Annotated in this window: 15 protein-coding genes; 7 read left to right on the top strand and 8 right to left on the bottom strand. The window is 43.6% G+C overall.

The genetic code is table 11. The features are described 5' to 3' along the window. Positions 1-127: 127 nt before the first annotated feature. The 4 genes from AB4133_RS01715 to ppiC all read right to left on the bottom strand — a co-directional run bounded on the left by AB4133_RS01715 (position 128) and on the right by ppiC (position 5,079). Positions 128-1,579 carry a hypothetical protein gene (locus tag AB4133_RS01715; protein ID WP_372223837.1) on the bottom strand — a complete coding sequence of 484 codons (1,452 nt, stop codon included), beginning with the start codon at positions 1,577-1,579 and terminating at the stop codon, positions 128-130. Between the two features lie 353 nt (positions 1,580-1,932). After that, positions 1,933-2,928, bottom strand: a complete 996-nt coding sequence (locus AB4133_RS01710; protein WP_372104003.1) for a hypothetical protein — start codon at positions 2,926-2,928, stop codon at positions 1,933-1,935. Between the two features lie 204 nt (positions 2,929-3,132). After that, the gene (locus AB4133_RS01705; RefSeq protein ID WP_372223835.1) at positions 3,133-4,659 is read right to left on the bottom strand and encodes a recombinase family protein; all 1,527 of its coding nucleotides are present in this window, start codon (positions 4,657-4,659) and stop codon (positions 3,133-3,135) included. Positions 4,660-4,797: 138 nt separating this feature from the next. Next, positions 4,798-5,079, bottom strand: a complete 282-nt coding sequence (gene ppiC / locus AB4133_RS01700; protein WP_372223865.1) for a peptidylprolyl isomerase PpiC — start codon at positions 5,077-5,079, stop codon at positions 4,798-4,800. A 281-nt stretch (positions 5,080-5,360) separates the two neighbouring features. On the opposite strand from ppiC, the gene AB4133_RS01695 reads away from it, so the two are divergent. After that, positions 5,361-6,275 carry a chemotaxis protein gene (locus tag AB4133_RS01695; protein ID WP_017062751.1) on the top strand — a complete coding sequence of 305 codons (915 nt, stop codon included), beginning with the start codon at positions 5,361-5,363 and terminating at the stop codon, positions 6,273-6,275. A 94-nt stretch (positions 6,276-6,369) separates the two neighbouring features. On the opposite strand, the gene AB4133_RS01690 is transcribed toward AB4133_RS01695, so the two are convergent. From AB4133_RS01690 to hutW, 4 genes are all read right to left on the bottom strand, one after another. Further along, positions 6,370-6,930, bottom strand: coding sequence for an ATP:cob(I)alamin adenosyltransferase (locus AB4133_RS01690; protein ID WP_372223834.1), 561 nt, complete (start codon positions 6,928-6,930; stop codon positions 6,370-6,372). 113 nt (positions 6,931-7,043) lie between these two features. Beyond that, positions 7,044-7,574, bottom strand: a complete 531-nt coding sequence (gene hutZ, locus AB4133_RS01685) for a heme utilization protein HutZ (protein ID WP_004731858.1) — start codon at positions 7,572-7,574, stop codon at positions 7,044-7,046. A 155-nt stretch (positions 7,575-7,729) separates the two neighbouring features. Then, positions 7,730-8,251 carry a heme utilization cystosolic carrier protein HutX gene (gene hutX / locus AB4133_RS01680; protein WP_372223833.1) on the bottom strand — a complete coding sequence of 174 codons (522 nt, stop codon included), beginning with the start codon at positions 8,249-8,251 and terminating at the stop codon, positions 7,730-7,732. Positions 8,252-8,299: 48 nt separating this feature from the next. Further along, positions 8,300-9,709, bottom strand: a complete 1,410-nt coding sequence (gene hutW, locus AB4133_RS01675) for a heme anaerobic degradation radical SAM methyltransferase ChuW/HutW (protein WP_017067420.1) — start codon at positions 9,707-9,709, stop codon at positions 8,300-8,302. A 161-nt stretch (positions 9,710-9,870) separates the two neighbouring features. Here hutW and AB4133_RS01670 point away from each other — a divergent pair, with 161 nt between their 5' ends. The 6 genes from AB4133_RS01670 to AB4133_RS01645 all read left to right on the top strand — a co-directional run bounded on the left by AB4133_RS01670 (position 9,871) and on the right by AB4133_RS01645 (position 14,735). Beyond that, positions 9,871-10,662, top strand: coding sequence for an energy transducer TonB (locus AB4133_RS01670; RefSeq protein WP_102321339.1), 792 nt, complete (start codon positions 9,871-9,873; stop codon positions 10,660-10,662). Positions 10,663-10,664: 2 nt separating this feature from the next. Beyond that, positions 10,665-11,366 (top strand): MotA/TolQ/ExbB proton channel family protein, encoded by a 702-nt coding sequence (locus AB4133_RS01665; protein WP_065583702.1) that lies wholly within the window; start codon positions 10,665-10,667, stop codon positions 11,364-11,366. Continuing rightward, positions 11,363-11,776: a biopolymer transporter ExbD gene (locus AB4133_RS01660; protein WP_017062756.1), complete on the top strand. Its 414-nt coding sequence runs from the start codon at positions 11,363-11,365 to the stop codon at positions 11,774-11,776. Before AB4133_RS01665 ends, AB4133_RS01660 begins: the two co-directional genes overlap by 4 nt. 148 nt (positions 11,777-11,924) lie before the next feature. Beyond that, the gene (locus AB4133_RS01655) at positions 11,925-12,812 is read left to right on the top strand and encodes a hemin ABC transporter substrate-binding protein (protein WP_017062757.1); all 888 of its coding nucleotides are present in this window, start codon (positions 11,925-11,927) and stop codon (positions 12,810-12,812) included. 103 nt (positions 12,813-12,915) lie between these two features. After that, positions 12,916-13,953: an iron ABC transporter permease gene (locus AB4133_RS01650; protein ID WP_017064312.1), complete on the top strand. Its 1,038-nt coding sequence runs from the start codon at positions 12,916-12,918 to the stop codon at positions 13,951-13,953. After that, a complete protein-coding gene (locus AB4133_RS01645) occupies positions 13,953-14,735 on the top strand; it encodes a heme ABC transporter ATP-binding protein (RefSeq protein WP_017077386.1) in 783 nt (260 codons plus the stop codon). Before AB4133_RS01650 ends, AB4133_RS01645 begins: the two co-directional genes overlap by 1 nt. The last annotated feature ends 96 nt before the right edge of the window (positions 14,736-14,831 follow it).

Genomic DNA, 14,831 nt, shown 5'->3' with positions numbered 1-14,831 from the left:
ATTGAGCCGATGCCCCGTCGGTGATTGAGTGCAAGCGGTCAGCTTGCTAATACTGCATACAAGAAAGTGTCCAATTCAACTCTTATAAGTACTTTATAGGATTGTTTGGGACACTTTTAATTATCGCTTAAGCGAGTTCACTCACATCAAAGCTAAAGTCTTTCGGTACTCGTCCCATTGCTAAAGCTTTTTTAAGCCTAAGCATGTGTTTAGGTTCATTCGCATCAGGTTTAAATCCATTTGCATTCTCGAATTTCTTAACCAGTCGTCCCGCTTTCTTTCTGCATCCGCCTAGTGTTTTAATCACGGGACAGCCTTTACCTTTCGCATTTGTATTGCCTTTGGGTGCTCCAATCTCATCAAATAACTGAATAGCTTTTGATTGGTCAATACTTGCATTAGGTAGTCTTTCTATTAGAAAGTTAGCTGCCCTCATGTCTGGTACGAAGAACACGCAATCTCTCTTATCATCTGGAACTCTGATGCAGGTTCTAGTCACTGCTTGGTAAACCACGTCTAACACGTTCTGATTCACGTATGCATCAGTCAAATAGCTTTTGTCATACCCTAATGCTTGACTACATTTTTCCATAAACGGGATTTGATAAGGGTTAGGATTCGCGCTGTAAATGACCGCTGCCGTTGTTTTGTGCTTATATGCGTTAAGACCATGTGCTTTAGTCGGGATAAGCTCTAGAGGTTCTCTGAGTGCTTTCTGTCGCTCTTTGTTAGTAATGGTTATGATATCGTCATCAACATTCTTTTGTACGATATCAACCATAGAATCGAAATGCTTTTCTAGTACCTCGCGACTAATGAAGTCGCGCTCTGAATCACAATAGACCGCTAGCGGGTAGATAGTTACCTTATTGTCCATTTGGTTACCACGAACTAGAAATTCATCATCACACGACGTACCTGCCTCATATCCGCACATCTTTGTAAAATATAGATATGGGATAGTGTCTTTTACCGTCGCTGCCATTAAGTGGATTTGTGAAAAACTCTCGAATTTCTTAGGGTCAACATAGTATGCATAGTGATAACCCACTTTTTCTTTACCTTGACTGCGTTCTAATGCGAACTCACTAGAAAGGTAAGCATCTAGCAGTTCTGCTTTCTCGTCTGACAGCTCACTAGAGCCTTGTTTATATTCAGCCAATCGTTTCTCTACTTGCTCACGACTACTCATAATCAAGTCAAGGAATGATGCATCTGCCTGACTCGTCCAGATTGATTTGAACTGTAAAATCTCTAGCGGTAGTTCATCAATGATAAGTGTACGGTCGCCGAAGTATTCAGTATGACGTAACAAAGTGGAATGGGTCGTTAAAATTACTCTCGTTTCATCAATGCAGTCTTTGTTATGAAATAGGTACTCACTGACCGATTGCCCTCTAGGTGGTATCTCGTTGGTTATCACCATGCAATCATCTAGTAAGCTGTTAATTTCATAGACTAGCTTCAAAGTCGGTACAGCAAAAACTACCCTACAATCTGATTTCTTAATCAGGTTAGTCATTGCAAACGTCTTGCCTGAGCCTGGTGGGTGTTCGTGAATATATAGCTTGTTTTTCATCTTGATTTCCTTTTCTTTAGACGTGCAAAAACCATCACCAGATAAGGGTGATTAGAAAATCTTTTAAAAATTTGGGTATTTGAAAATACAGGAGTTTTGAAAAGACCGATTTGCAGTCGGTTTATTAAAATTGTTAGAGGTGCTCACGTCTCTGCAAATCAGTGAGCGATAAACCCGTATTTGGTGCTAGGAAAGCACCTCTAACAACTCTGTGTGTATTTATATCGTAAGATTATGACCATTGTAACATCGAAAATCAGGGCTATAAACAATGTGTTTTATATGCGCCTTAGCATAAGAAAGGGCGAACCTCACTTGAGGCTCGCCCTTTAAAAACCATTTTCACTCAAATATTAAACGTCAATTCCACTGAACTTTTTGATTTTTTTAATTACCTCCTCTAGAGGGAATGCGAATACCTCGCCGTCAGCCGAAAGAACATAATAAGGATTTTTACCTTTAGATGACGTTACTAGCCCTTCATTATCCGTGCTGCTATAAAAAGAGTCACCATCTAGTCTAATCTTAATTATATTTTCCACAGGATACTTGTATTCCTTCCCATGATGAAATTCATACCTAAACACCTGATAATCACCGACATAAAGCCTAATATCATTCGCCTGTAGAGAATGAGTCATAACCTCACTTCTTCCTGCAACTCTAATTGATAGACTCTTCTTTTTGAATAAACCGCCACCCTCTTCTTCTGCTTCAAGAGGAGCAATAGGAAGATTAACTAGTTCGTTCTGGCGAGTCGCTAGTCTCTCTTTTTTCTTTTCCGCCAACACTATTCTGACATCCTGTGGTGCATTTCGCTCAAGTTCTGCATTATTACTGTCTAGAATTTCTTCAGCCTTTCTATAAGCCGATTCGCTGATTTTTATATGATTAGTACATTTTTCAATTAATTTCGTGGAACCCGCCAAACTAACTTTTTTAAGTTCTCCATAATGAAGGATTTCATAGCTGTTATGAGACTTCAATTTATCCAAAAATCCATCCTGATTATAGTGAATTTCGGAAGCCGCATTAACCACATCTTCGCCATCAAATTTGATTCTTTTATCTTCCAGATTACGACTTTCAACTTTAATCTTAAATGCGCCTGATAAATTATCATTTTCGCGGGTGCAAAATATTCTGATAGTGTTTGACGTATTGGTATCGTATCCCAAAAGTAAACTTATAGAGTCTACTGCTACTTTTTGCGTAAACTTATCCTTTATTACTAAATGGGTCATTTTCGCATTGGTACTGTTGTATAAGATGGTTTGTGTTCTAGTTTCTGCAAAAGCACTACAAGAAGATGCAGCTAACATTGCCATGATGAATATTTTATTTTTCATTTATTTCTCATATAGTTACATTTGATATCTGACTGTTAATAACTGTAATCAGTTAGCCAGACTCAATCAAACAAGTTGCCCTTTTCCGTGAGCCCTTTGACACTTTGTACATATGATATGAAAGGGCGAACCTCATCTAAGAGATTCGCCCTTATGCGTTTACGAGTCCGTTACGAGTGGAAACTTCGACAATCGCAGCTGTATTTAGTCATCATAAAATTCATAGTCTTCATGAGACCCCACCTCCATTGCTTTTATCTCGTTAAGCAACTTCTCACTATCATGAGTCCCCATCAATCTATAGTTACCAAAGCCATGTCGTTGCTCTAATGTTCGTATAATTTTATGACCATTAGCTTGAATGCATGTGAGCTTGAAGACTGCGCCAGTTTTACCGTATTTGCGCAAAAACAGAACCTCAACCTTATCAATCAGCTTCTTGAACATGGTGTTTTGCTCTGGCTCAGTCGGCAAATCGAAAATGCTTTTATACTCAACTTCGACTTCTGACGATTGCTTTTCATCATTCTCTCTAGACTCATCCAACTGAACTTCTAGCCTACTAATCTCAGCATTAGCCCTTTTAGCAGCCTTTAAGTCTCTGTTCTGTCGAGCGTCAATCAGTAGCTCTTTTTCAAATTCTAATGCCGCTAGTAGCTCTGGCGTTTGACTCTTGTAATCTTGAGATACTGTGTACGTCATACTAGACAGCATTTTGTTTAAGATAACGTCAGGCTCTCTAATCAGATGAACGTTATGGCAACGCCCCTCGGTTGCACCAATACACTTGCGATACATTAGCTTCTTACCTTTGTAGGTATTAGTTCGCTGAACCATACCAGAACCACAATGACCACACTTCATTAATCCAGTGAATGCACTCTTTTTCGACGTTCGACCTTTACGCCTCTGTTGTAAGCTTTCCCAAACATCAAAATCTACTAATGCAGGGAACATATCAGGCACTTTTTTAATCGGTGTTAATGTCCTACCATCCTCGCCAGTGCTGTAATAAACCTTTGCCCCGTATAGAGCGTGATTCTTTATAGTCTGACGTACTATCGAACCACCCCAGCCTTTACCTGATAATCCTTTGGGATTCATAGCATTAAGCTGTTTTGCTACTGATTGATTTGACTGTCCCTTTAGCTTTCCAGACAACATAAGCTCGGCATACTGTGCTTTATCATTCAGAACTGGCACATCATTTTCTAGTGAAACCCAAAAAGGCAATTTCCCTTTGATGATATTGCCATCGACAACTTTAGCTTTTGCGCTTTTGATTAGATTCGATTTACGCAAAGATTCATTGTAGGCACGGTCAGCATCAAACAACAAAGGGAGTATTGGAGTAAGACCATTTCCCATCGTCGATTTGTCGTAAACATAACGCCCATCTAAAATAATGAGACTTACACCTAAGCCAACCAATTTGTTCACTAACTCTAGCGCATGAGCATAACCACGACGTGTAAGGCGGTCTGCGTTTTCAAATAAGCAGTAATCGACACTTAATTTTCCAGTTTCTATGACATCGATTAAATCAGCTAAAGCAGGACGTTTGCCTCCCTCCTTGAATGCAGATACACCCAAGTCGTGAAATCGATTATCAAGCAATTCGACATTGTTATCCTTACACCAACTTTCTGCCTTTTCCGTCTGTCGTTCAACACTGTCGCCAAGCTCTTGTTTTGCAGTGGAGAAACGGACATATAAAAGTGCTTTTTTCATGTGAGATTAGCCTTAGTACTGGTGTTGTGTAACACACTATATTGAGTAGAAAGCACTATCAACGAAACTTGCATACAGAAAGCAAAAACCCTCGCATACGCAAGGGTTTTGGATGATAAACACACAAATAAAAGTATGTTAGTTTCGCCAAAGCACTTTCACGACGTGCCAGCCAAATTTTGTTTTCACAAGGTGTGGTACAAGCGTCTCGCCAGAGAAACAAACCTTATCAAACTGAGGCACCATTTGACCTTTTTTGAACTCACCTAGGTCGCCGCCCTTTTTACCAGATGGACAGGTTGAATGTTTCTTCGCTAGCGTTTGAAATTTAGCGCCCTTTTTAAGCTGCGTCATGATGTCTTCTGCTAGTTCTTTATGCTTCACCAAAATATGAAGCGCTGCTGCTGTTCTTGCCATGATAATTCTCAGTTTGTTGCTGCCAGTTTACTTACGACGATTACTTAGAACATCGCGAATGAACTGACTGTTGTAAATCTGTTTGCCGCTAACGGCTTATCGACATAAATTCATCGACAGCCAGCGTTTAGCGTGATTTTAACCCAAGAACCGCTATTCTTCACTCTATAACCGAAAACAACTGCCTTAAAGGCCATTAAAAACCGCATCGCGACTTGCTGCGGCTTCCATTTCCCTTTAAATTAATCCTTATAAATTAAGCGCGTATTAAGTAGGAGCCACTTATGGCCAAACCGATCAGTAAAGCGAGTCAGTCACAGGGAATGTTGATGTTCAAGTTGTCCCTCACTCAAAGTTTTGCGATTGGCACGCTTAAGGTTAGAGAAATCGTCCCTTTTCAGCCGATGACTCAGATCCCCTACTCCCATCATCACGTGATTGGTACAGTGACTATCCGCGACCTTACAGTTCCTGTGATTGATATGTCCGCTGCGATTGGCTTCCGTCCGATAACACCCGCTGAATACCAAGATTGTGTACTCATCGTTACTGACTGTTTGAGAACAGTTGTGGCGTTCTTGGTTCGTTCAATTGATAAAATCATTGAATGCGACTGGAAGAGCATTGAATCTCCACCCACCAGTGTGGGTCGCAATGTGTTTGTAACGGGTATTACACGTTTTGAAGACCGTATTGTGCAAATGCTCGATGTGGAACTGCTGCTTTCTAAGATCTACCCAGCTTATGAGAATGCTCATATCCCGATGCTGACCGATGTAGAAAGGGAACGCCTCAAAGCATTGAACATCTTATTAGTGGATGACTCTTTGATTGCACGTAAACAGTTATCTGATGCCTTAGACAGCATCAACATCCCTTACAGCATATGTAACAACGGCTTAGATGCCATCGACCTAATGCGACGCCAAGCCAGCGCTGGCAATGCCATTGATCTTCTGGTGAGTGATATCGAGATGCCGGGATTAGATGGTTATGAGCTTGCATTTGAAGTGCAAAACGACAGCGCTTTAAGTCACGCTTACTGTATTTTGCATACCTCACTGTCCAGTGAGATCTGTGTCGACCGTGCTAATCAGGTGGGGGCGCATGAAGCGCTTGAGAAGTTCAACGCGGGTGAATTAATCGAAGCTATGCTACGCGGCGCAAAAGTCTTAAACGGCGCCTCTACGGCTGCTTAGGCTCTGTTATAGAAGCTAAAACTGGCATAGTGCTCAATGGTTTAGCTTCTTAGTCTCTTCTTTCTTCAAATCTTAATAAGAATAGAGCTAACCGTTAGTCTTTGTTTTCTGGCATAGACTTTTTCGGCATAGAGTAGCTCTTACTCACAAATTCCACTTCCTCGACTTCATTCACATGATTGGTAAAAGAGGCCAATGCATAGAGAGTGTTCGCGACTAGGTTGGCGTATTTAAAAAGAATCGGGTCTGGCGACTTTTTGCTTTCATGATGTTCAATACTCACCAAAGCTCGCACAACTTTCTTAGCCTGACAACGACACAAGTGAAGTTCACTAGACACTCGGTGTCCACCGGGTAAGACAAAGCCTTTAAACCCCCCTTCTAAATGCTCACGGATACGATGATAATCTTGCTTGAGCTCGACCAATTCAGACTCGGTGATGGCAAGCTTACCGCGCACAGAGCCATTCAAATGGTAGATGTTTGGCTGCAAGCGTTGCAGGATCTCACGAACCTGAGGCTCTAGCTCTAAAGACAACACCAATCCAACTCGGCAACAAAGTTCATCCGACAAAATCTCAAAATCACAGATAGGACTGTCTTCATAAATAAACGGGTAACAGAACTCGTCCCAATCTCGACTTACTGGTTTCACGTACCGATCCTTACATATAAATAGTCATCAAACGCCAATATACCAAACTCTTTGATTTAGACATAAAAAAGCCCTCACATTGGAGGGCTCCTAAAGAAATCGATTAAACGAGATTACTCGTTAGATACTTTTTTGTGACCTTCTTGTAGGTGAACGAAATCCACCAGATCGTCGCCTGACACTTGGTATGCCTGACCAAAGCCTTTAACGAACAGGCCGTTCTCAGCTTTAAGGTTAAACAGAGAGAAGTCTTGAAGTTGGCTCAAACCATCAATGATTTCACCAAAACGCTCTTGCATCTGGCCAATCACTTGAGTCCAAAGTTCCGTTTCACGCTCCACAACACTTGCTTGAGCATCAAACGTTAAACGTTTACGTGCGTAAAGTTGCTTCGAGCTCTCTTCGTCTTCAATCATCATCAAAGAGACCTGAGGGTTCGCTTTCAAGTTGCGAGCATGACGAGCAATATCAGAAATTAGAACAAAGTAACCTTCTTGGTTCTGAACGAAAGGTGCGTAACTTACGTTCGGGCGACCTTCTTCATCAACCGTTGCAAGTTGAAGGGTACGGCGCTCTTGGCGAAACTCTTTAATTTCTGGACCTAGGCGACCTTGTAGACGTTCTTGTTTTACTTGCTGTTCCATGGGTAATTCCTTTCTTCACTTTCTCTGATTTATTATTTTTGCCCAAGGTTGAGCGATCATTAGCGAACTAAACGATCCTCGAGCATTGATGTCTTGTTTAAGCCAGTTGGCAACCCTATGTAAGATTGCTGCTGATTATTTACTGTAAATTGAACTTAAGCTTGTTCTTTTAGCGCTTTGAAGCGTTCTACTTGGTCGGCAATAAGCTCACGCTTTTCGTTGCGGCCTAGGTAAATCTTAAAAATGTTCTCACCGGTTTCACTGAAGAAGCCGAAGTAATGACTTTCACGACCCATGAACGCCTTGCTCACCAAACCGATATGTTTAACGTTATCAAGTTTAAGGTGACCATGAAGCTCGCCCTCTTTGCCCATTAGGTTGTAGTAACCACGCGCTACCTTACCTTTCGGGAATTGCGCTTTAACTTCAAAGATAGAACCAAATGAATGCACGATAGTGGTCACAGGGCCCCAACCCACTAAACCTTCTAGAATCTCTTGAGCACGGCTGCCATCTAGCATTACCGCCATGTCGTTTGGAAAAGCAGCAACCACTTCAACCTCTGAAACACCTAGCTTCTCAGCAATTGCTGTTGGCAGTAGTTTTGGCTCTTCTTCTAAAATTAGAGCTACGCGTTGTTCTAGAGTTTCTGTCATTTCTAATGTTGTATCTGTCATTGAATATGTTCCGTATAAACGAGTAAGTTATAAACTAAAAATTCGATATTAAGCGTGCTTCAAACTTGCATGCGGGTGTACGCCCGAACCTGACGCTTTAGGCGCTGGGTGCATAGCTTGGTATTCAGCGTTAAGCACTTGAATCACACTCTGCGCTAGGCTTACCGCCCAAAAGCTGCCAGCAATAGTCAGGCTCAGATAATCTTCCGAAAGCTCAACTAAACCGTTCTTTTCCCAATGCGCGAACAAAGGCTTGAGGTAGTCGAACGTATCTTGCCCCATAAATCTCGGTAGCGTACTTCTTCTAACAACACCAGAATCGAAACCTGCCTTTAATGTTGAGAAGATAGGCTCTAATGAGCTTTGCTTAGTCATCATGGCAATAGGTAATTGACCTTGCTTTATAGACTCCATGTAGCTGTCTAAAGTTCGATGCTGCATCACACCATGACCGCCGATGTTGCCACCAGCGCCACAACCAATGGGTAGAACTTCGGCATAAGTTTTCGCTAAGCTGTTGTAAATGCTGCGTTCGCGGTTATCACGAGTCCAGTGGTTTACGCTCAGTTGCTTGACCTTATTTTTTGCCATGAACTCCACACCCGCCAAATACATGCTCGCCTTATCTGGCGTATTCGCAGGCGGTGGGATTTTTCCTTTCTCAACAAGATTAAGCATAGGTGCATTGCCCGCAACAATCAGTTGGTAGAGGTCAATGCCGTGTGCGCCAGTAGACATGTAGTCTTCTAAATCTTGTTGGAACACTTCCATAGATTGGTGTGGTAATCCGTATAACAGATCAAGAACGATTGGCGCTTGCTCGGTGCGGCTTAGTGAACTGATACGTTCTAGCACAACCTCTCGGTCATCTAGGCGCTTAGCACTACGTCGAACCTGAGTATTGAAACTTTGAATACCGAACGAGAAACGATTGAAGCCACCTTCAAGCGCACGATCAAACATCTCGTCACCAAATCGATTGATGCGCCCTTCCAATGTCATCTCAACATCGTTTGCTAGTGGGAAATATTGACGAATCGCTTTACCCAGCTGCTCAACTTGTTGAGACGACAAATCGGTGGGAGTTCCGCCACCAATATAGACGGCGTGAAATAGTCCAGACTGAGCCCAAGGTGTTTTAGCTTTCTGCTTTAGCTCGACCATCAGTGCATCGAAATACTCATCCACCAATTTACGGCTTGCGGCATTTTGGAAGAAATTGCAAAACGTACAACGCACACGACAGAAAGGAATGTGGATATACAAGCAACGCTTATCCTGTTTTTTCCCTTCACTCAGCATCAGTTCGTCAAAGAGTTCTAACTTCTTACTGGGGTCGACCGGAATTGAACTTCCTCCGGCGTGTGCAGAATGCTTTTTCGCAAACGCAAAACGAAGCGGATCAGGGCTAGAAATGCCCAAGATTGATTCGTCAAATTTATAAATATTAAGACTCATATAATCTCTCTAAACACTTACATAGCAAAGTCTGGAAGACTATTCGCTAAAAACTGAGAGAATCATAAATACACGTAAATGATAATGCAATTGATAATTGATCTTATTTAGATTCTAAGCAATAATCCGATACAGAATTTTGATTTGGTAAAGGATTGATTGTGAACGTTCCTAGATATGTTATTGCAGGCGGTGCATCGTTAGTGATTCATGCCGCGTTGTTGTTTGTCGCTCAAGAATCCAAAGTATTTGCGATGCCTGCAGGTAGCCAATCGAACACGGTATCGATCAACTTCACTCCTAAGAGCGTTCCTTCACAAGCTCAGCAAAAAACAATCACAGAGCCAGTTAAACCTGAGCCAATAAAAGAAACCGTCTCACAAGCCGAACCAAAAACGGTTGAGCCAAAGCAAACTAAGCCAACCCCAAAGAAAAAAGCGATCACCAATAAACCTCAACCAAAGAAAGTTGAGAAAAAAGTGATTGAAAAGAAGGTTGTCGAGAAAAAGCCTGTTCAAAAGAAACCAGTGACTGAGAAAAAGGTGGTGAAGAAAGAACGCCCAGAGCCAGCCACTCAACCAGAGAAACTGGCCGACAAGAAAGTCGATAAGAATATGGACGAATCTGCCAACCAGTCTCAGGAAGTAAACCAAGGCGTATCAAACCAAGAGCCGGTTTTAGTCACTAAGCCTTCGTTCTCTGCGCGTCCTACCCCACCGAATTACCCTCGCCAAGCAAGACGTCGTGGCGTAGAAGGTGTCGCGACTTATGAGATCTGGCTAGACGCTGAAGGCAAACAAATTAAACAAGCATTAGTAAATTCATCAGGCGCGCTAATGCTCGATAACGCCGCATTAGATGCCATTAAACAATGGAAATTCTCACCTCACACTGTCAATGGTCGAGCGATTGCTCACCGAGTACAAATACCTGTTCGTTTTAGGTTGGATTAATCATGCAACAAATCAGTTACTTACAAGATCAACTTGGCTTAATGACTTGGCCTCTTCTTATCTGCTCAGCATTAACAGCAATGATCATCGCTGAACGTGTCTTCCAAGTCATGCTCAGCATTGGTGTGGGCAAACGTGCCATTCGTCGCGAGTTAAACCAAACCTCACCAACCAACAGCAAAGAGATTGAAGCGCTTGCTCAGTCGATTTCAGGTAAACGCCCGCTCTTGTACAAGGGCGTGTCAATGTTGCTTGCTCACCACTCTTTCTCAAAAGGGTTACGTGAAGATGCCGCTGGGATCTGGCTACAAGAAAAACGCCACCAGCTTCATGCAGGTTTAAGACTGCTTGGTTTGATCGGCGTGATCAGCCCACTCATCGGCTTGCTTGGTACGGTACTTGGTCTTATTGAGATGTTTAAAGGCGTTGCCGCGACAACAGGCAGCATCACGCCTAATGATTTGGCAGACGGTCTTGGATTAGCAATGCGAACCACAGCAGCAGGTTTGATGATTGCGCTTCCTGCTATTTCTGGTGCTCAGCTACTAGGGCTATGGGCCGATCGAGTGCTGGCTCAATTGGAGCATACATTGAACTATGTGAATGTGTGGCTAGAAGGCATGTCGATTCAAACCAATCAGTCTGATGATACTCAAGGTAAGCCTATCAACAAAACCTCTATCGGTGATGTGAGTCAAGCATGATTAAAACGCCCCACTCATCTCACACACAGAGCCTAGCGCCAGACTTAACACCGCTGCTCGACATCATTTTTATCGTGATGGTTTTTCTATTGCTTACGGCATCAGTAAAGCTGGAGTCACTGGAAGTTGAGCTGCCAAGCTCGGATGTCAAAAACGTTTCTGAAGTCCACAAGGATTCGATTAGCGTCAATATTTTAGACCGCGAACCCTACTGGGCAATTAACGGCCAAGAATACATCGACTGGGAAAATTTCAAGATTGCCCTGTTAGAAGAGACTGGTTCAACGGATAAAAAACCGATCATCATTGGCGCAGATAAAGCCGCTAACGTGGAGAACCTAGTGAAGTTGCTTTCATTCCTTCAAGAAAACGGAATACCAGCGACTCAATTGCTCACGGACGATGGCTAGAGCGACACTCAATTTTCACGAGGTTTGGCTTCTGGTTGATAAAACTAAACAAGCAGACTAAGCCTCTCTATCGATTCGAACTCACAATGCGAACGGACTGCTCACTGAGTATCTTCGCGATACAAAAAGAAAATATAAAGAACTTATTATGAACAACTTAAACGTGCTCAATAAATTAAAGACCAAGACACCTCTTCTTTCATTAGCTGCAATCAGCCTGGCACTTAGCGCACCCGCAATGGCCAACGACGCTGAACAACCTCGAATCATCAGTGCTGGCAGTGCCGTTACTGAATTGGTTTTGGCATTAGGTGCCGAAGAGCAGTTAGTCGCGATTGATGTGACCAGCCACTTCCCTCAAGGAGAAAACCTGCCAAAGATTGGTTATCACCGAAACCTGTCTGCGGAAGGCTTACTTGCCCTAGAACCAACCACATTGATTGGCTCGGATGAAATGGGACCAGACAACGCTATCTCTCAATTAAAATCGGCAGGCGTCGATGTAGAGATTGTTAACACTGAAGCAAACGTGGAAGGGCTATTAAAGCGTATCGACCAAATCGCAAAGATCACCCATACCGAAGACCACTCGCAGCAAGTGAAAACCGATGTGAATCAAAAGATCGCAGCACTGAAAGCGAACCAAGTACCAAGCAACGAAGCGAAGAAAGTTCTATTCCTGTTGCTGCATGAAGGTCGCCCTGCCAACGTTGCTGGCGGTGAAACATCACCAAACGCAATCATCGAGTTAGCTGGCGGTATCAACCCTGCCGCTCAGAGCTTAACGTCTTACAAGCCACTTTCAATGGAATCACTCGTTGAGATGCAACCTGATGTCATTTTAGTAAGCGGCCGTAGTTATCAAAAAATGGGCGGCGCAGATGCCATCCTGAAATCACTGCCTATGCTAGCGGCAACGCCTGCAGGTATGAACAAACAAATCATTACCGTAAATGGCAGTGCTTTGGTTGGCGGGCTTGGCCTAGAAAGCCTCTCTGAAGCAAAGCGTCTAAACGCACTTATCTACCCGCTATAACTCAACCACCCTATTTCTGCTATCGCTAATTCGCTTCCCTCACCAACTGACTCACGCTGTTGTTGAAGGAGGTCGAAGTTAGCGATAGATATTGAGGCCCTTTATGTTGTTACGCTCCGTCCCACTGAAAACGTCGATGTTAGCTCTAGGTGCAACCCTAGCTTTTGTCGCGCTGTACTCGATCACTGTTGGGCCAATGAACATTAGCTTAGCGGACAGCGCCACAAGCTTAATTAAACCAAACAATGACTTAGCACCTCACATCAACTTAGTGATTCAAGAGATCCGCTTACCTAGAACCATCTTGTGCATGCTGATTGGTGCGATCCTCGCCTTGTGTGGTGCAGTGATGCAGGGTTTGTTTCGAAACCCACTTGCAGAACCTGGCATCATAGGTGTGTCTGCGGGCGCAGCATTAGGTGCTGCACTGGCTATCGTTTTGTTCTCTGAGCTATCGCTTCAATACCCTGCTTTCATGAACTTTGCTGCGGTTCCTGTGTTCGCTTTTCTTGGCGGCGCTTTAACCACGCTGCTGGTGTATAAGCTGGGTACAGGTAAATTCGGCACCTCTGTCACCATCATGTTGTTGGCGGGTGTGGCGATCAGTGCGCTCTCTGGCGCAGGTATTGGCTTCTTGAATTTCATTGCTGATGACCAAATGCTGCGCGATCTTTCATTGTGGTCGATGGGTTCATTGGCGGGCGCTAAGTGGTCAGGAATTTTGCTGGCAGCTGTCACGCTCGTTGGCTTGTTTGTTGTTTTCTACCGCCAAGCGATGTCTCTAAATGCTCTATTACTGGGCGAGTCAGAAGCGCAACACCTTGGTATCCCAGTTCAAAAGCTGAAACGAAAGCTGATTCTACTGACGGCTGCGGGCGTTGGTATCACAGTTAGCCTGTCTGGCATGATTGGTTTTATTGGATTGGTTATCCCACATTTAGGTCGCATGTTGGCAGGCCCTGACCACCGAGTTCTGTTGCCACTATCAGCGGTACTAGGCGCACTGCTGCTAACCGCCGCAGACATGTTCTCACGTGTGGTACTTGCTCCGGCTGAACTTCCTGTTGGTATTGTCACTGCGATTATCGGCGCCCCATTCTTCTTATATCTACTATTTCAACAGAAAGGGAGAATCCTTTAATGTTTCCTTCAGCGTTAAAAGCGACCGATATCGAAGTGAAGTTCGGCAGCAAAGTGATATTAGATGGCGTTTCTATTGAGATTGAGGCTGGAAAGGTAACCACACTGCTTGGGCCAAATGGCGCAGGGAAAAGCACGTTACTTAAAGCCTTGTGCCAAGAGATATCAAGCAACGGCGATATCCAATATTTTGGACACACCAAAGACAAGTGGCCTTCTCAAAAATTGGCGAAGCATCTGGCTATGCTACCTCAGCACAGTACGTTGACCTTCCCATTTTTGGCACATGAAGTTGTCGAGCTTGGTGGTATTCCTCTGCAAGAGTCCAACAAGAACCTCACCAACATCGCTAGTCAAAAAATGGATGTTGCCGATGTGACTCACCTGAGTGAAAGGCTCTACCCTTCGCTATCCGGCGGTGAAAAACAGCGTGTTCATTTGGCTCGAGTGCTAACCCAGCTTCACTATTCTGGTGACCAATGTATCTTGATGCTTGATGAACCCACATCAGCACTGGATCTTGCCCACCAGCACAACACCTTAAAGATCGCGAGAGAATTAGCCGACAACCACAATGCCGCGGTTATCGTAGTTTTGCATGACTTAAACCTAGCTGCTCAATATTCCGACCGATTAGTGGTATTGAAGGATGGACACTTAGTTTGCGATGGAAGTCCTTGGGAGGCGCTAAAGCCGTCAATGATTGAAGACGTATACGGATACAAAAGTATCGTCGAAAAACACCCAACCATGAGCTTCCCTCAGGTTCATCCCGCACAATAACCACAATCAAAAACTGGCGCATTTAGAGTATTCGTTCCTTCTAACGCCGACACCATTCAAAGCCTCGATTTAGTCGAGGCTTTTTTATGGTTCATC

This window comes from Vibrio sp. 10N.286.52.F8, assembly GCF_041468745.1.
In the GTDB taxonomy this organism is placed as follows: Bacteria; Pseudomonadota; Gammaproteobacteria; order Enterobacterales; family Vibrionaceae; genus Vibrio; species Vibrio crassostreae_C.
This window is presented reverse-complemented; position numbering and strand designations above follow the sequence as displayed.